This window comes from Streptomyces sp. NPDC017943 (assembly GCF_044328425.1).
Taxonomy (GTDB): domain Bacteria; phylum Actinomycetota; class Actinomycetes; order Streptomycetales; family Streptomycetaceae; genus Streptomyces; species Streptomyces djakartensis_A.
The window spans coordinates 900,804-917,026 of record NZ_JBIRHH010000001.1 but is presented as its reverse complement, the minus strand read 5'-3'; the positions used below and the strand labels follow the sequence as shown (position 1 = coordinate 917,026).

The 16,223-nt window shown below is 74.1% G+C and carries 18 protein-coding genes and 1 riboswitch; of the genes, 11 read left to right on the top strand and 7 right to left on the bottom strand.

The window, feature by feature from the left end; translation table 11 throughout:
* Positions 1 to 5: 5 nt before the first annotated feature.
* Together ACH4C6_RS04065 and ACH4C6_RS04060 are read right to left on the bottom strand one after the other, a co-directional pair.
* Entirely contained in the window at positions 6 to 725 is a 720-nt protein-coding gene (locus tag ACH4C6_RS04065) for an isocitrate lyase/phosphoenolpyruvate mutase family protein (protein ID WP_398106939.1), read from the bottom strand.
* Positions 722 to 1,231, bottom strand: a complete 510-nt coding sequence (locus ACH4C6_RS04060; RefSeq protein WP_398106938.1) for a carboxymuconolactone decarboxylase family protein — start codon at positions 1,229 to 1,231, stop codon at positions 722 to 724. The genes ACH4C6_RS04065 and ACH4C6_RS04060 overlap by 4 nt, the downstream gene beginning before the upstream one ends.
* Before the next feature lie 47 nt (positions 1,232 to 1,278).
* Between ACH4C6_RS04060 and ACH4C6_RS04055 the strand changes: the two genes are divergently transcribed.
* Positions 1,279 to 2,709, top strand: coding sequence for a PLP-dependent aminotransferase family protein (locus tag ACH4C6_RS04055; protein WP_398106937.1), 1,431 nt, complete (start codon positions 1,279 to 1,281; stop codon positions 2,707 to 2,709).
* 1 nt (position 2,710) lies between these two features.
* Entirely contained in the window at positions 2,711 to 2,938 is a 228-nt protein-coding gene (locus ACH4C6_RS04050; RefSeq protein WP_398107136.1) for a hypothetical protein, read from the top strand.
* A 34-nt stretch (positions 2,939 to 2,972) separates the two neighbouring features.
* Here ACH4C6_RS04050 and ACH4C6_RS04045 read toward each other — a convergent pair whose 3' ends face one another.
* The gene (locus tag ACH4C6_RS04045; protein WP_398107128.1) at positions 2,973 to 3,866 is read right to left on the bottom strand and encodes a hypothetical protein; all 894 of its coding nucleotides are present in this window, start codon (positions 3,864 to 3,866) and stop codon (positions 2,973 to 2,975) included.
* A 126-nt stretch (positions 3,867 to 3,992) separates the two neighbouring features.
* Here ACH4C6_RS04045 and ACH4C6_RS04040 point away from each other — a divergent pair, with 126 nt between their 5' ends.
* The 3 genes from ACH4C6_RS04040 to ACH4C6_RS04030 all read left to right on the top strand — a co-directional run bounded on the left by ACH4C6_RS04040 (position 3,993) and on the right by ACH4C6_RS04030 (position 7,149).
* Positions 3,993 to 4,337: a hypothetical protein gene (locus ACH4C6_RS04040; RefSeq protein ID WP_398106936.1), complete on the top strand. Its 345-nt coding sequence runs from the start codon at positions 3,993 to 3,995 to the stop codon at positions 4,335 to 4,337.
* A gap of 14 nt (positions 4,338 to 4,351) precedes the next feature.
* Entirely contained in the window at positions 4,352 to 5,533 is a 1,182-nt protein-coding gene (locus ACH4C6_RS04035) for a glutathionylspermidine synthase family protein (RefSeq protein WP_398106935.1), read from the top strand.
* A 46-nt stretch (positions 5,534 to 5,579) separates the two neighbouring features.
* A riboswitch (ZMP/ZTP riboswitch) is annotated at positions 5,580 to 5,666 on the top strand.
* Between the two features lie 34 nt (positions 5,667 to 5,700).
* On the top strand, positions 5,701 to 7,149 hold the full coding sequence (locus ACH4C6_RS04030) for a glycine hydroxymethyltransferase (RefSeq protein WP_398106934.1): 1,449 nt from the start codon (positions 5,701 to 5,703) through the stop codon (positions 7,147 to 7,149).
* Positions 7,150 to 7,172: 23 nt separating this feature from the next.
* On the opposite strand, the gene ACH4C6_RS04025 is transcribed toward ACH4C6_RS04030, so the two are convergent.
* Positions 7,173 to 7,847 (bottom strand): hypothetical protein, encoded by a 675-nt coding sequence (locus ACH4C6_RS04025; RefSeq protein WP_398106933.1) that lies wholly within the window; start codon positions 7,845 to 7,847, stop codon positions 7,173 to 7,175.
* A gap of 178 nt (positions 7,848 to 8,025) precedes the next feature.
* On the opposite strand from ACH4C6_RS04025, the gene trpS reads away from it, so the two are divergent.
* Both trpS and ACH4C6_RS04015 read left to right on the top strand, forming a co-directional pair.
* Entirely contained in the window at positions 8,026 to 9,039 is a 1,014-nt protein-coding gene (gene trpS / locus ACH4C6_RS04020) for a tryptophan--tRNA ligase (RefSeq protein WP_398106932.1), read from the top strand.
* Positions 9,040 to 9,178: 139 nt separating this feature from the next.
* Positions 9,179 to 9,757, top strand: a complete 579-nt coding sequence (locus ACH4C6_RS04015; protein WP_398106931.1) for a 2'-5' RNA ligase family protein — start codon at positions 9,179 to 9,181, stop codon at positions 9,755 to 9,757.
* A 19-nt stretch (positions 9,758 to 9,776) separates the two neighbouring features.
* Here the strand turns inward: ACH4C6_RS04015 and ACH4C6_RS04010 are convergent, their stop codons facing one another.
* Positions 9,777 to 10,532 carry a decaprenylphospho-beta-D-erythro-pentofuranosid-2-ulose 2-reductase gene (locus ACH4C6_RS04010; protein ID WP_398106930.1) on the bottom strand — a complete coding sequence of 252 codons (756 nt, stop codon included), beginning with the start codon at positions 10,530 to 10,532 and terminating at the stop codon, positions 9,777 to 9,779.
* A 38-nt stretch (positions 10,533 to 10,570) separates the two neighbouring features.
* Positions 10,571 to 11,953 (bottom strand): FAD-binding protein, encoded by a 1,383-nt coding sequence (locus tag ACH4C6_RS04005; protein WP_398106929.1) that lies wholly within the window; start codon positions 11,951 to 11,953, stop codon positions 10,571 to 10,573.
* 133 nt (positions 11,954 to 12,086) lie between these two features.
* Here ACH4C6_RS04005 and ACH4C6_RS04000 point away from each other — a divergent pair, with 133 nt between their 5' ends.
* Genes ACH4C6_RS04000 through ACH4C6_RS03985 form a run of 4 tightly spaced genes read left to right on the top strand, consistent with a single transcriptional unit; the run spans position 12,087 to position 14,899 of the window.
* Positions 12,087 to 12,608 carry a phosphatase PAP2 family protein gene (locus ACH4C6_RS04000; protein WP_398106928.1) on the top strand — a complete coding sequence of 174 codons (522 nt, stop codon included), beginning with the start codon at positions 12,087 to 12,089 and terminating at the stop codon, positions 12,606 to 12,608.
* Complete coding sequence (locus tag ACH4C6_RS03995; RefSeq protein ID WP_398106927.1) at positions 12,601 to 13,545, top strand: decaprenyl-phosphate phosphoribosyltransferase; 945 nt, start codon at positions 12,601 to 12,603, stop codon at positions 13,543 to 13,545. The genes ACH4C6_RS04000 and ACH4C6_RS03995 overlap by 8 nt, the downstream gene beginning before the upstream one ends.
* On the top strand, positions 13,542 to 13,994 hold the full coding sequence (locus ACH4C6_RS03990; protein ID WP_398106926.1) for a GtrA family protein: 453 nt from the start codon (positions 13,542 to 13,544) through the stop codon (positions 13,992 to 13,994). The genes ACH4C6_RS03995 and ACH4C6_RS03990 overlap by 4 nt, the downstream gene beginning before the upstream one ends.
* Complete coding sequence (locus ACH4C6_RS03985) at positions 13,982 to 14,899, top strand: YihY/virulence factor BrkB family protein (protein ID WP_398106925.1); 918 nt, start codon at positions 13,982 to 13,984, stop codon at positions 14,897 to 14,899. The genes ACH4C6_RS03990 and ACH4C6_RS03985 overlap by 13 nt, the downstream gene beginning before the upstream one ends.
* Here the strand turns inward: ACH4C6_RS03985 and ACH4C6_RS03980 are convergent.
* Complete coding sequence (locus ACH4C6_RS03980) at positions 14,847 to 16,142, bottom strand: D-alanyl-D-alanine carboxypeptidase family protein (RefSeq protein ID WP_398106924.1); 1,296 nt, start codon at positions 16,140 to 16,142, stop codon at positions 14,847 to 14,849. The two genes, ACH4C6_RS03985 and ACH4C6_RS03980, sit on opposite strands and share 53 nt — an antisense overlap.
* Positions 16,143 to 16,223 lie beyond the last annotated feature (81 nt).

Sequence of the window (16,223 nt, the reverse complement as noted above, 5' to 3'; positions counted from 1 at the left end):
CCCGTCTACGCCAGGAGCCCGTCGGCGATCTCCCGCAGGGCGCGGGCGGCACGCCGCTGGAGTCCCGGCCCGAAGGTGATCCGGGTGGCCCCTCGTGCGCCGAGTTCGGCGGGCGAGGGGCCGCCGTCGGCAGGCGCCACGGCATTGATCGGCCCCTGGATCCCGGCGCGCAGCAGCGGCAGCACCTCGGGCGGCGCGCCGATCGGGTACACGCAGTCGGCCCCGGCGGCGACGTACAGCGCGGCCCGCTCGATGGCCCGGTCCGGGTCGCCCACCCCGCGCAGGAAGGTGTCCACGCGCGCGTTGAGGAACAGCCGGTCCCCGGCCGCCTCCCGCACCCCGGCCAGCCAGTCCGCGTGCGCGCGCGGGTCCTTCAGCACCCCGGCCTCGGAGTCCTCCAGGTTGCAGCCGACCGCGCCCGTCTCCAGCAGCCGCTCCACCAGCTCCTTCGGCGCCAGCCCGTACCCGCCCTCGACGTCCGCCGACACGGGCACCTCGACGGCCCGGACGATCCGGGCGACCGCGGCGAACATCTCAGCCGCGGGGACCTGCCCGTCCTCGTACCCGAGACCGGCGGCCACCCCGGCACTCGGGGTCGCCAGTGCCGGGAAGCCGGCCTCCTCGAAGACCCGGGCGCTGGCCGCGTCCCAGGGCCCGGGCAGCACCAGGGGATCACCGGGCGCCCGGTGGTGGTGCAGGGCGCGGAACGCCTCGGCAGCGGTCACTTGTACTGCCCGGGCCGGTAGTGCCCCGGAGCCATCCGGCAGGTCACGCCGAAGCGGTTCCAGGCGTTGATCACGGTGATCGCGGCGATGACCTGCGCCAGCTCGGCCTCGCCGAAGTGCTTCGCCGCCCGCTCGTAGACCTCGTCCGGCACGAAACCGTCGGTCAGCACGGTCACGGCCTCCGTCAGCTCCAGCGCCGCGATCTCCTTCGCGGTGTAGAAGTGCCGCGACTCCTCCCACGCGCTGAGCTGCACGATCCGCTCGACGCTCTCGCCCGCGGCGAGGGCGTCCTTGGTGTGCATGTCGAGGCAGAAGGCGCAGTGGTTGATCTGGGAGGCGCGGATCTTCACCAGCTCGTACAGCGTGGGGTCCAGGCCCTTGCGGGCGGCGGTGTCCAGCCGGACCATCGCCTGGTAGACCTCGGGCGCGTGCTTGGCCCATTCCAGCCGGGCGGGCTGCTCGGGGGTGTACTCCACGGGGGCCGTGTCGTCGGTGTGCGTCGTCATGCCGTCGACCCTAGGCAGCAGGCAGCCCAGGAGTATGGTCCATTTCCATGGCGGAACCCTGGGCCACTTTGGGCATCGACCTGCATCTGGAACCGACCGGGCCGGGCCTGCGGCGCGGGCTGACCGGCGCCCTGCGCGAGGCGGTGCGCTCCGGACGGCTGGCCCCCGGCACCCGGCTGCCCTCCTCCCGCGCGCTCGCCGCCGACCTCGGCATCGCGCGCAACACGGTCGCCGACGCCTACGCCGACCTGGTCGCCGAGGGCTGGCTCACCGCCCGGCAGGGCTCGGGGACCCGGGTCGCCACGGGAGCCCCGGCCGCGCCCGCCCGGCCGCCGGGGCGGACACCGCCCGCCCCGCCGTCCGGCACGGCGGCGCACGCCCAGCCCCGTGCGCGCAGCCGCCCCTCCTACGACCTGCGCCCGGGCAGCCCGGACCTCGCGTCCTTCCCCCGGGCGGAGTGGCTCAGGGCGGCCCGCCGGGCCCTCGCCGCGGCCCCCTACCACGCCCTCGACTACGGGGACCCGCGTGGACGTCCCGAGCTGCGGGCCGCACTCGCCGGGTACCTGTCCCGGGCCCGGGGCGTGCGCGCCGACCCCGAACGGATCGTGGTGTGCGCCGGGTTCGCGCAGGCGCTGCGGCTGCTCGGCACGGTGCTGCGCGCCCGCGGGGCCCGGACGGTGGCGGTGGAGTCGTACGGCCTGGACGCGCACCGGGACCTGCTGACCGGCGCCGGGCTGGCCACCACGCCGCTGCCGTTCGACGCGCGGGGCACCGACCCGGCCGCGGTCCCCGGTGCCGACGCGGTCCTCCTCACGCCGGCCCACCAGTTCCCCATGGGTGTACCGCTGCACCGCGACCGCCGGGCGGCCGTCGTCGAGCTGGCGCGGCGCACCGGCGCGCTGGTCCTGGAGGACGACTACGACGGCGAGTTCCGCTACGACCGGCAGCCCGTGGGCGCGCTCCAGGGCCTCGACCCCGACCGGGTGGCCTACCTCGGCACGGCGAGCAAGTCCCTGGCGCCCGGGCTGCGGCTGGCCTGGGCCGTGCTGCCACCGGACCTCGCCGGGGAGGTCGCCGCGGCCAAGGGCGACGTCGACACCTGCGGCGCGCTCGACCAGCTGACCCTGGCCGAGTTCCTCACCTGCGGCGCCTACGACCGTCACGTGCGGGCCGCCCGCCTGCGCTACCGGCGCCGCCGGGACGCCCTGGTCGCCGCCGTCGCGGCCCGGGCCCCGCAGGCCCGGGTCACCGGCATCGCGGCCGGTCTGCACGTGCTGCTGCGGCTGCCGCCCGGTGCGGAGCGGTCGGTGGTCCAGGCGGCCAACTGGCGTGGCCTGGCCCTGCACGGCCTGGCCCGCTACCGCGACCCCGCGGCCCGCGTGGAGCCGCTCGACGCCCTGGTCGTCGGCTACGGCACCCCGCCCGACCACGCCTGGTCGGGCGCCCTGGACGCCCTGTGCGCAACCCTGCCGGGCTGACGTGCCGCAGTCGGGAGACACCGTGCTGCTGCGGCTGCCGCCCGGTGCGGAGCGGTCGGTGGTCCAGGCGGCCAACTGGCGTGGCCTGGCCCTGCACGGCCTGGCCCGCTACCGCGACCCCGCGGCCCGCGTGGAGCCGCTCGACGCCCTGGTCGTCGGCTACGGCACCCCGCCCGACCACGCCTGGTCGGGCGCCCTGGACGCCCTGTGCGCAACCCTGCCGGGCTGACGCCGCGCGGGCGTCGGCGCGAGCCCGGTGTCCCTCAGGGCCGTCGTCCCCCCGCGTCCCCACCACCGGCCGCCCCCTGCTCGGCCGGCCCCCGTGCCGCCCCCTGCTCGGGCTCCACCGGCGCCTCCCCGAAGCGTGACAGGGCCAGCGCGCCCGCCACCGCCACCGCGAAGCCGAGGATCGCCAGCCAGCCCAGGCCCGGGCGGGTGCGGTCGCCGAGCCAGATCACGCCGATCAGCGCGGGCGCCACCGTCTCGCCCAGCACCAGCCCCGCGGTCGCCGTCGTCACCGAGCCCCGCTGGAGTGCCGAGGTCAGCAGCAGGAACGCGGCGCCGCCGCCCAGCAGCAGCGCATAGAACGCGGGGTTCGTGAACAGCGCTGCGGGCGTCAGGCCGTCGATGAGGCGTACCGCCACCTCCACCACCCCGAAGCCCAGCCCGGCCCCGAGACCGAGCGCCAGGGCGCGTCCGCGCTCGGGGAGCCGCCCGCCCGCCGCGCCCAGCAGCAGCACCCCGGCCGCCGCCCCGAGCAGCGCCCACTTCAGCCAGCCCGGCCCGGTCTCGTCGCCCTCCGCCCCGGACGCCAGTCCCAGCAGGGCCAGCCCGGCGCACACCACGCCGACCGCCGTCCACTCCAGCCGGCTCAGCCGCACCTTCAGCAGCCGCGCGGCGACCACGGCCGTCACCGCCAGGCTCGCCGCCAGCGCCGCCCCGACGGCGTAGATCGGCACCGAGCGAAGCGCCAGGATCTGCAGCACGAACCCGAGCCCGTCCAGCGCCAGCCCGGCCAGGTACCGCCACTGCCGCAGCGCCCGCCACAGCAGCGCCACGTCCCCGCCGGGGCCGCTCGCCGCGGCGGCCCGGGCGGCGATCGCCTGCAGCACCGTCGCCGTACCGAAGCACACCGCCGCACCAAGGGCGCAAACCATTCCAAAGATCACGTATCGACAGTAGGACAGCGGCCGGAAGGAGGGGGGCATGCGCGCCCGCCCGCGAAGTTCTCTAGGCTGACCGCTCGTCAGTGCACAACGGGGAGAATCACAGGGGGATCGCACATGGCCGAGACACGACGACGGCTGCGCTCCAGTACGGTGGTCCTGGGCGGCATGGGGGTCCTCGCGGCCGCCCTGTCCGCATGCGGCTCCGACCCCGACCGCCGCTGCGTGGACCGCGACAGCTACGACTACCTCAACGGCTACAAGGTCGTCGCCGACAAGAACTGCACGTCCGGCGGCTCCTCGTCCGGCAAGGGCCGCACGACGATCGGCAAGGCAAGGAACGCCGACTGGTACTACGACGCCGACGTGAGCAACGGCCGGGCCGACGACGGCACCTTCAGCCGCAGCGAGGCCGTCGACCGGGGCGGCTTCGGCTGCTCGGGCGGCAGCAGCGGCGGCTGACGGGCACCGGGAGGATGGAACGCCGCACGATCACCCCGCGCCCCGACTGGCAGCGCACCGTCGAGGACCAGGGCCTGATCTACCCGCTGACGCGCTACCCCGACGGTTCCCTGCGCCCCTACTGGGACGAGAGCGCCTACTACGTCTTCGGCCTGCCGGAGGTCGAGGCGCTGGAGGAGGTCGTCGAGGAGCTGCACCGCATGTGCCTGGCCGCCGCCGAACACATCGTCGCCGAGGACCGCTTCGCGGATCTGGGCATCACCGATCCCCGGGTGGCCCGCGCGGTCGCCGAGGCCTGGCACCGCCGAGCCGAACTGCCGTCCGTGTACGGCCGGTTCGACCTGCGCTACGACGGCACCGGCCCGGCCAAGCTGCTGGAGTACAACGCCGACACCCCCACCTCGCTGGTCGAGGCCGCGTCCCCGCAGTGGTTCTGGATGGAGGAGCGCTTCCCCGGCGCCGACCAGTGGAACTCCCTGCACGAACGCCTCGTCGGGGCGTGGAAGAAGCAGGCGGCCCTCCTCCCGCCGGGCAGCCCCCTGTACTTCGCCCACTCCTCCGCCGACGAACTCGGCGAGGACCTGATGACGGTCGCCTACCTGAAGGAGACCGCCGAGCAGGCCGGCCTGGAGACCGACTGGATCTCCGTGGAGGAGATCGGCTGGGACCGCCTCTCCCGCCGCTTCGTCGACCTGCGCCTGCGCTTCATCCGCAGCGTCTTCAAGCTCTACCCCTGGGAGTGGCTCACCACCGACCGCTTCGCCGACCACGTCTTGGACACCCTGGACAACGGCGGCGGCACCGGCTCCACGCTGTGGATCGAGCCCGCCTGGAAGATGCTCCTCAGCAACAAGGCCCTCCTGGCGATCCTGTGGGAGCTCTACCCGGACCACCCGAACCTGCTCCCCGCCCACCTGGACGGGCCCCGGGACCTGACCGCCACCGGCTGGGTCGCCAAGCCGCTGCTGGGCCGCGAGGGCGCGGGCGTCACCATCCACGAGCCCGGATCCACCCCCGGTCTCCGGGACGAGCCCTGCTGCTACCAGCAGCTCGCCCCCCTCCCGGACTTCGACGGCAACCGCGTGGTCCTGGGCGCCTGGGTGGTGGAGGACGAGTCGGCGGGCCTGGGCATCCGCGAGTCCTCGGGCCTGGTCACGGACGAGTACGCGCGGTTCCTGCCCCACGTGATCCTCTGAGCGGGGGTGGGCCGACGCCTTAGGCGCGGGGCCACCCGGTAGGCTGACCGAGGGCCGTGACTGGCGCGCTGGGATGGACGAACCATCGGGGAGCGGCCCGAGCAGGACAGAGCCGTGCGCCTGGGCCGTACCGTGAACGCCGAACGCAACGTCCCGGAGGTCCACACATGCCCGCCGAGCCCCTCTCCACCGCTTCCACCGCCTACCGCGCCGCCCTCGACGTGATCCGCGCGGTCGAGCCCCGCGTGGCGGACGCCATCGGCCAGGAGGTCGCCGACCAGCGCGAGATGCTCAAGCTGATCGCCTCCGAGAACTACGCCTCCCCGGCCACCCTCCTGGCCATGGGCAACTGGTTCAGCGACAAGTACGCCGAGGGCACGATCGGCCGCCGCTTCTACGCCGGCTGCCGCAACGTCGACACCGTCGAGTCCCTGGCCGCCGAACACGCCAAGGAGCTCTTCGGCGCCCGCCACGCCTACGTCCAGCCGCACTCCGGGATCGACGCCAACCTCGTCGCCTTCTGGGCCGTGCTCGGCGCCCGCGTCGAGGTGCCCTTCCTGGAGAAGACCGGCGTCCGGCAGATCAACGACCTGACCGACGCCGACTGGGCCGAACTGCGCCAGGCCTTCGGCAACCAGCGGATGCTCGGCATGTCCCTCGACGCCGGCGGCCACCTCACCCACGGCTTCCGCCCGAACATCTCCGGCAAGATGTTCGACCAGCGCTCCTACGGCACCGACCCGGCCACCGGCCTGATCGACTACGAGGCGCTGCGCGCGCAGGCCCGCGCGTTCAAGCCGCTGATCATCGTCGCGGGTTACTCGGCCTACCCCCGTCTCGTGAACTTCCGGATCATGCGCGAGATCGCCGACGAGGTCGGCGCGACCCTCATGGTCGACATGGCGCACTTCGCCGGCCTGGTCGCGGGCAAGGTCCTCACCGGCGACTTCGACCCGGTCCCGCACGCCCAGATCGTCACCACGACCACCCACAAGTCGCTGCGCGGCCCGCGCGGCGGCATGGTGCTGTGCGACGACTCGCTGAAGGACCAGGTCGACCGCGGCTGCCCGATGGTCCTCGGCGGCCCGCTGCCGCACGTGATGGCCGCCAAGGCGGTCGCCCTCGCGGAGGCCCGCCAGGAATCCTTCCGCGACTACGCCCAGCGCATCGTCGACAACTCCCGCGCCCTCGCCGAGGGCCTGATGCGCCGCGGCGCGACCCTGGTCACCGGCGGCACCGACAACCACCTGAACCTGATCGACGTGGCCTCCTCCTACGGCCTCACCGGCCGCCAGGCCGAGGCCGCGCTGCTGGAGTCGGGCATCGTCACCAACCGCAACGCGATCCCCGCCGACCCGAACGGCGCCTGGTACACCTCGGGCATCCGCATCGGCACGCCCGCGCTCACCACCCGCGGCCTGGGCACGGCGGAGATGGACGAGGTGGCCGGCCTGATCGACCGCGTGCTCACCGCCACCGAGGCGGGCACCACCAAGTCGGGCGCCCCCTCCAAGGCGGCCCACGTCCTCGACGCGAAGGTGGCGGACGAGATCTCCCAGCGCGCCACGGACCTGGTCGCCGGCTTCCCGCTGTACCCGGAGATCGACCTGGGCTGACGCCCCGCCCCGCGGCCGCGGGCTCACTCGTCCAGGTCGTACAGCACCCGGCGCGGCTCCTCCCGCGGCGGTCCGGCTTCGCGCCGGGCCGCCGCGCGGCGTACGAGCACCGTGCCGCCGACGCCGGCGGCGAGTCCGGCCACCAGTCCCGCGACCGCCCAGCGGACGTCGTCGCGGACCGCGCCGCCGCCGGCACCGGCCGCCGCGCCGGCGCTCCCGTCCGAGCCGTCCGCCGCGCCGCCGAGCAGCGGCGCAAGGCCGATCCGCCGCAGGGCCGACCGGGGCGCCCGGTGCCAGCGGATGTCGTCGTCCTCCACGGCCGGCGCGGGGTCGGACCGCACCCAGGGTGTGCCGTCCGGTGCGACGACCAGCTGGTCCTGGCGCTCGACGGCCACGTCGCCGCCGGGCGGCCGGCTCGTGGCGGGCCACCCGCCGACCCCCGACAGGCCCCACACGACCGTGAACCGCACGGGCGGGAACCGTCCCTGCGCCCAGTCCTCCGGCACCCGCTCGGTCCGGGTGTGCAGCGGCTGCAGCACCTGCCACAGCCGCGCGAAGACCGGGTCGCCCGACCGCACCGCCACCGTCCGTCCCGTACTACCGGCGATCACCACGGCCACGTCGGGCACGCCCGGCTCCCGCGCGGGAAGCGCCCGCGCACCGGCAGCGGCCGGTCCCACCGCCAGCACGGTGGCCACGACCGCACCCGCGCCCCACCGGACTCCGCCCCGTGCCCCCATCGGTCCGCCCCCCCCGTCCACCGCACCCGGCCGAGCCGCCGGTGCCCCACCCTTGTTACACCGCGCCGGGAAACGGGGCCCCGGCTGTTTCCGGCCGGTTCCGGATCGGGGCCCGGGACCTGAGAGAATGGTGGGCATGGCCACTGACCGACCCCGCGTGCTCTCCGGTATCCAGCCCACCGCCGGCTCGTTCCACCTCGGCAACTACCTCGGCGCCGTCCGCCAGTGGGTGGCCCTCCAGGAGACCCACGACGCGTTCTACATGGTCGTGGACCTGCACGCCATCACCATCCCGCAGGATCCGAAGGACCTGCGCGCGAACACGCGCCTGGCCGCCGCCCAGCTCCTGGCGGCCGGTCTCGACCCGGACCGCTGCACCCTCTTCGTGCAGAGCCACGTCCCCGAGCACGCCCAGCTCGCCTGGGTCATGAACTGCCTCACCGGCTTCGGCGAGGCGGGCCGGATGACCCAGTTCAAGGACAAGGCCGCCAAGCAGGGCGCCGAGCGCGCGTCGGTCGGCCTGTTCACGTACCCGATCCTCCAGGTCGCGGACATCCTGCTCTACCAGGCGCACGAGGTCCCGGTCGGTGAGGACCAGCGCCAGCACATCGAGCTCACCCGGGACCTCGCCACGCGCTTCAACGGCCGCTTCGGCGAGACCTTCACGCTCCCGAAGCCGTACATCCTCAAGGAGACGGCGAAGATCTACGACCTCCAGGACCCGTCGATCAAGATGAGCAAGTCGGCGTCCACGCCGAAGGGCCTCATCAACCTCCTCGACGAGCCGAAGGCCACCGCCAAGAAGGTCAAGAGCGCCGTCACCGACACGGACACCGTGATCCGCTACGACGCCGAGAACAAGCCGGGCGTCAGCAACCTGCTCACGATCTACTCGACCCTGACCGGCGAGACCATCGGCGAGCTGGAGGAGAAGTACGCCGGCAAGATGTACGGCGCGCTCAAGACCGACCTCGCCGAGATCATGGTCGACTTCGTCACCCCGTTCCGGGAGCGCACCCAGCAGTACCTGGACGACCCGGAGACGCTGGACTCGGTCCTGGCCAAGGGCGCCGAGAAGGCCCGCGCGGTCGCCGCGGAGACCCTCGCCCGGGCGTACGACGCGGTCGGCTTCCTGCCCGCCAAGCACTGAAGCCGCCCCGGCGTACGGCCGCAGCACCGAACAGCGCTGTACATCACTCCCGTTGCGCCTGCCCGTAACCCCCTCGTGGCCGTACAGTCGATAACCGGGTGGTCGTATCAGCGGCCACACTGACATGACAGGAGACGACGTGGGGACCGTAACGATCGGTGTGTCGATCGCGGTCCCGGAGCCTCACGGCAGCCGGCTTCAGCAGCTGCGCACGGGCTTCGGCGACGCCGCTGCTCACGGCATCCCCACGCACGTCACCCTGCTGCCGCCGACCGAGATCGACGAGAGCGCCCTGCCGGCCGTCGAGGCGCACCTCACCGAGGTGGCCGCGGCCGGCCGGCCGTTCCCGATGCGGCTGTCCGGCACGGGCACCTTCCGGCCGCTGTCGCCGGTCGTGTTCGTCCGGGTCGTCGCCGGGGCGGACGCCTGCACGGCGCTCCAGGAGCAGGTCCGCGACCCCGCCGGGCCGGTCGCACGGGAACTGGCGTTCCCGTACCACCCGCACGTCACCGTCGCCCACGGCATCGACGAGGCGGCGATGGACCGGGCCTTCGAGGAACTCGCCGGCTACGAGGCCGAGTGGCCCTGCACCGGCTTCGCCCTCTACGAGCAGGGCCCCGACGGCGTCTGGCGCAAGCTGCGCGAGTTCCCCTTCGGCAGCTCCGTCGTCCCGCCGCAGACCGGCCGCGCGGAGCGCGGCTCGGTCCCCACGCGCTGACGGCCCCGCGCCGCGGGACTCAGAGCGGCAGCCGGCGGAACACCGCGCGCGGCAGGTGCCGGACGGCCGCCATCACCACGCGCAGCGGGCCGGGCACCCACACCGTCTCCGAGCGGCGCCGCAGCCCCAGCTCCACGGCCGTCGCGACCGCCTCGGGCGTGGTCGCCAGCGGCGCCTCGGGCAGTCCGGCGGTCATCCGCGTCCGCACGAAGCCGGGGCGGACGACCATGACGTGCACGCCCGTGCCGTGCAGTGCGTCCCCGAGCCCCTGCGCGAAGGCGTCCAGGCCGGCCTTGCTGGAGCCGTAGATGAAGTTGGCGCGGCGGGCCCGCTCGCCCGCCACGGACGACATCACCACCAGCGAGCCGTGCCCCTGGGACTGCAGGGACCGGGCGCACACCAGGCCCGCCGAGACCGCGCCGGTGTAGTTGGTCTGGGCGACCCGTACCGCCGCCTCGGGGTCGCGCTCGTCGCGCGCCTGGTCGCCCAGGAGCCCGAAGGCGAGCAGCACCATGTCGATGTCGCCCTCCGCGAACACCTTCTCCAGCACGGCCTCGTGCGCGGACGGGTCGAGGGCGTCGAAGGCGACGGTGCGCACGTCCGACCCGAGCTCGCGCAGGCGCCCGGCGGCCTCCTCCAGCGCGGGCGAGGGCCGGCCCGCCAGCCAGACCGTGCGGGTGCGGCGGGCGATCAGCCGGCGGGCGGTGGCCAGCGCGATCTCGGAGGTACCGCCGAGGACGAGCAGGGACTGGGGGAGGCCGAAGGCGTCCTTCATGACAGCTCCTAGTGGTTGCCTGGAGACCTGGTGGTTGCCTAGAGATGGAGGCGGCGGGCCAGGTCGGACACGAACACGCCGTGCGGGTCCAGTTCGGCGCGCAGCGTGCGGAACTCCCCGAGGCGCGGGTACATGGCCGCGAGCAGCTCCGGGCGCAGGCGGGCGTCCTTGGCGAGGTAGACGCGCCCGCCCGCCCCGGCGACCTCCTCGTCGAGCTCGTCGAGGAAGGCGCCGAGGCCGGGCAGCCCCGCCGGGACGTCCAGCGCCAGCGTCCAGCCGGGCACGGGGAACGACAGCCAGCCCGGGTCGGACTCGCCGAAGCGCTTGAGGACGGCCAGGAAGGACGGGCAGCGGCGGGCCGAGATGCGGTGCACGATGCGGCGCAGGGCGTCCTCCTGGCCGTAGCCGACGGCGAACTGGTACTGGACGAAGCCGCCGCGGCCGTAGACGCGGTTCCAGTGCGGCACGCCGTCCAGCGGGTGGAAGAACGCGGAGATCCGCTGGAGCTGCCCGGTGCGGGCCCGGGGGGCCTTGCGGTACCAGAGCTCGTTGAACAGGCCCACGGTCGTGCGGCTGAGCAGGCCCTCGGGCAGGACGGCGGGTGCGGGAGGCAGGCGGGAGGTACGGAAGGCCAGGGGGTCGCGGCGCAGCCGGGCGGGGAGCGCGTCCAGGGGCGCGTGGTCGCCGCGGGTGAGCACCGCGCGCCCGGTCGAGGCGCCCCGGGCCAGCAGGTCGATCCAGGCCACCGAGTAGCGGTAGCGGTGGTCGGTGGCGGCCAGCCGGGCCATCAGGTCGTCCAGGTCCGCCGCCCGCTCGGTGTCGACCGACACCAGGGTCGTCTCGACCGGCTGGAGCCGGACGGTCGCGGTGAGGATCACCCCGGTCAGTCCCATGCCGCCGGCGGTGGCGTCGAAGAGCGGGGTGCCGGGGATCACCGTGCGGATCTCGCCGTCGGCGGTGAGCAGTTCGAGGGCGAGGACGTGCCGGGCGAAGGAGCCCGAGACGTGGTGGTTCTTGCCGTGGATGTCGGCGCCGATCGCCCCGCCGACGGTGACGTAGCGGGTGCCGGGGGTGACCGGCACGAACCAGCCGAGCGGCAGCAGCACCTGCATCAGCCGGTGCAGCGAGACGCCCGCGTCGCACAGGACGGTGCCGCCGTCGGCGTCGATGGCGTGGATGCGGTCCAGGGCCGTCATGTCGAGCACGGATCCGCCCGCGTTCTGCGCGGCGTCCCCGTACGCCCGGCCCAGCCCCCGCGGGATCCCGCCGCGGGCCCCGCACTCCCGGACGGCTGCCGCGGCCTCCTCGTACGTCCGGGGCCGGATCAGCCGGGCGGCGGTGGGGGCGGTGCGACCCCAGCCGGTGACAGTGGTGTGGTCCAAGCCCATGTCGTCGGAGACGTAATCGGTGTCGGCAGACATGTCCGTGACCGTATCGCCCCACTGTGGGCTATCAGTTCGGGAACATGGCACCCCTCCCCGAAATGGGTGATTAATGGGATGTCGCTCAATATTGCCGTAGTTCATGGCGGGTTGGCGTGAACAGTGAGTCCACATGGACGACCTCGACGACCTGCACGACATGGACCACCGGATCGTTTCGGCGCTCAGGGACTGCGGCAGCGACCCGCGGGTGGCGGACGCCGCCCGTGCCCTGTCCTGGGCGGGGGAGCACGCGGCGCTCTGGCTCGCGGCCGGGCTCGCCGGAGCCGCCGTGGACCGCAGGAGACGCGGCGCCTGGCTGCGCGGCACGGCCCTGACCGCCGGGGCGCACCTCGCCAGCATGGGGGTGAAGAGGATCGTGCGCCGTCCGCGCCCCGCGCACGTCGAGCCCTTGGTGCGCACCGCCGGCCGGCACTCCTTCCCCAGCTCCCACGCCACGTCCGCGGCGGCCGCCGCCGTCGCCTTCGGCGCCCTCGGGGCGCGTGCCGTTCCGCCGCTCGCCGCCGCCGTGTGTGTCTCGCGCCTGGTGGCCGGTGTCCACTACCCCTCGGACGTCGCCGCCGGCGCGGCCCTCGGCGCGCTCACGGCCCGGCTCGGCGCCCGCTGGATGACGGCGGGAGCCCCCCGTGACTGAGACGGCCGTCCTGCGGCAGCGCACCCGCGAGGAGCGGCCCGCACCGCCCCGCAAGGGCGGCCTCCTGGCCGGCCTGGTCCGAACCGCCCGGCCCCGGCAGTGGGTCAAGAACGTCCTCGTGATCGCCGCCCCGGCGGCGGCGGGCGAACTGTTCTCCGCCCACGCCATGGCGCAACTCATCCTGGTCTTTCTGCTGTTCACCGCCTGCGCCGCCGCCGTCTACCTCGTCAACGACGCCCGCGACGCCGACGCCGACCGCGCCCATCCGGTCAAGCGGCACCGCCCCGTGGCGGCCGGGCAGGTCCCGGTACCCGTCGCCTACGCCGTCGGCGGCGCCCTCGGCGTCCTTGCGCCCGTCGCGGCCGCCCGGCTGTGCGGCCCGGCCGTCGCCGCCCTGCTGACCGCCTACCTCGCCCTGCAACTGGCGTACTGCATCAGCCTGAAGCACGTCCTCGTGGTCGATCTCGCGGTCGTCACCACCGGGTTCCTGATGCGGGCCATGGTCGGCGGGCTCGCCCTCGGCATCCCCCTCTCGCGCTGGTTCCTGATCACCACCGGGTTCGGCGCGCTGTTCATGGTCGCGGCCAAGCGCTACTCCGAGGCCGTGCAGATGGCCGGGAAGGCGGGCGCCACCCGCGCGCTGCTCACCGAGTACACCACCGGCTACCTGCGCTTCGTCTGGCAGCTCGCGGCCGGTGTCGCCGTCCTCGGCTACTGCCTGTGGGCGATGGAGGAGGGCGGCGTCCCGCACACCAGCGTGCTGCCCTGGCGCCAGCTGTCCATGGTCGCCTTCATCCTGGCCGTCCTCCGCTACGCCGTGTTCGCCGACCGGGGCACGGCGGGGGAGCCCGAGGACGTCGTCCTGCGCGACCGGGCCCTCGCCCTCATCGGCGTGGCCTGGGCGGCCATGTACGCCCTGGCGGTGGCCAATTGGTGACCGCGCGCGCGGCGTGGGGCCCGGGATCGCCGCTGCGGCGGGAGGTCCTGGGCTTCGCCGGCGTCGGCCTGCTGGCCTACACCGTGGACCTCGCCCTGTTCACCGGCCTGCGCGGCCCGGCCGGGTGCGGCCCGCTCACCGCCAAGGCGCTGTCCTTCCTGGCCGCCTGCTCCGTCGCCTACGCGGGCAACGCCCTCGGCCCCTACCGCGACCGCCGGCCGAGGGGCCTGCTGCCCTGCGCGGTGTTCGCGGCGGTGAACCTGGCCGGCGCCGCCGTGCAGCTGCTGTGCCTCGCCGTGAGCCACTACGGCCTCGGCCTCACCTCCCAGCGCGCCGACACCGTCTCCGGCGCGGTGGTCGGCATGGCCCTGGCCACGATCCTCCGGTTCTGGGGTACCCGTACATGGGTGTTCCGGGCGGAGGGCAGAGTCGGATCATGGACTGGCTGAAAAGACTCCCGGTGGTCGGGCCGTGGGCGGAGCGGCTGATGATCACCCACGCGTGGCGGTCGTACGAGCGGCTCGACCGGGTGAAGTGGACGCGGCTGGCCGCCGCGATGACCTTCACGAGCTTCGTCGCGCTCTTCCCGCTGCTCACGGTGTCGGCCACCATCGCCGCCGCCACGCTCAGCACCGAGCAGCAGGACCAGCTCCAGGACAAGATCGCCGAGCAGGTGCCCGGCATCTCCGACCAGCTGGACATCGCCGGCCTGGTCGACAACGCGGGCACGGTCGGGCTGATCGCGGGCGCCGTGCTGTTCTTCACCGGCGTCAGCTGGGCCGGCTCCATGCGCGAGTGCCTGCGGGCGGTGTGGGAGCTGCCCGACGAGGAGGAGAACCCCCTCGTGCGCTACGGCAAGGACGCCGGGGTCCTGATCGGCCTCGGCGGCGCGCTGCTGCTGACCATCGCCGCCTCCGCCGTCGCCTCCGCGATGGTCGGCTGGATCACCCGGCAGCTCGGCATCGACGAGGGCGGATTCAGCGGCGTGCTGCTGCACATCGCCGCGTTCCTGGTCGCCGTCCTCGCCGACTTCCTGCTGCTGCTCTACGTCCTGACCCTGCTGCCCGGCGTGGAGCCCACGCGCCACCGCCTGTTCGTGGCGGCGCTGACCGGAGCGGTCGGCTTCGAACTGCTCAAGCTGCTGCTCAGCGGCTATCTGCAGGGCGTGGCCGCGAAGAGCATGTACGGCGCGTTCGGCGTGCCCGTCGCCCTGCTGCTGTGGATCAACTTCACCTCGAAACTGGTGCTGTTCTGCGCTTCCTGGACGGCGACGCAGAGCAAGCGGGACGAGGTCCCCGCGTTCACGGGCGGGTCCGGCGGCGCACCAGATCCGGCAGCGGCCAGCGGCGGTTGACCAGGAACGCGCCGCCCACGAGCAGCACCAGCACCCCGCCGGTGATGCCCAGCGCGGTGCCCATCCCGCTGGAGCCGCCCGCCGTCGGGGCGCCGGCCACCGGCCGGCCGCCGGTCCCGGTGCCGCTCCCGGCGCCCCCGGCCTCCCCGGAGGGGTTCGCGCCGGGCTGGGCGCTGGGCCGGGCGGCGCTCCGCGGCGGCACCAGCTCACCCACCGGCTGCACCTTCCCGGCCGCCTTGAAGCCCCAGTCGAAGAGCCGGGCGGTCTCCTTGTAGACCTCGTTGTGCTCCGGCTTCTCCGGATTCATGACGGTCACCAGCAGCACCTTGCCGTTCCGCTCGGCGACCCCCGTGAAGGTGGCGCCCGCGTTGGTGGTGTTGCCGTTCTTCACCCCCGCGATGCCCTGGTAGACGGGCACGTCCGAGTCGCCGGACAGCAGCCGGTTGGTGTTCTGGATCTCGAAGGACTCGCGCACCGACTTGCCCTTCTTGCCCTTCTTCGTCTCGCCGGGGAACTTCGCGGAGACCGTGGCGGCGTACTCGCGGAAGTCCTTCTTCTGCATCCCGGACCGGGCGATCAGCGTCAGGTCGTAGGCCGAGGAGACCTGGCCCTCGGCGTCGTAGCCGTCCGGGCTGACCACGTGCGTGTCGAGCGCCTGCAACTCCTCGGCGTGCTCGTTCATCTCCCGGACGGTGTTGTCGACGCCCTGGTTCATGGCGGACAGCACGTGCACCGCGTCGTTGCCCGAGCGCAGGAAGACCCCGAGCCACAGGTCGTGGACGGTGTAGGTCTCCTCCTCCTTTATCCCGACCATGCTGGAACCGGCGCCGATGCCGGCCAGGTCGGAGGGGGCCACCTTGTGCTTGCCGGTCCTGGGGAACTTGGGCAGCAGCGTGTCGGCGAACAGCATCTTCAGCGTGCTCGCCGGGGCGAGGCGCCAGTGGGCGTTGTGCGCGGCCAGCACGTCACCGGTCTCGGCGTCGGCGACGATCCAGGAGCGGGCGCTGACGCCCTTGGGCAGCACCGGCACACCGCTCGCCAGGTTCACCTGCGTCCCCGGCCTGCCGAGCCGGGCACCGCCCACGGTCGACATCGACGCCGGGGGCGTGGCCGACGGGCTCGCCGAGGGGCTGTCCGAGGGCTTGGGGGCCGCGACGGCGGCCGGCGCGGTCAGGACGAGGGACGACAGAACGGCGGAGGCGACCAGCAGGGATCGCCCGGCGGTCTTCTTCGGTGCGGGCACGATCGGAAACGTACATGCCGTGCGGGGGGAAGTCCCGCCCCCGGCCCCACCCCGCGAACGGAACCGGACAGGCCCTGGCGA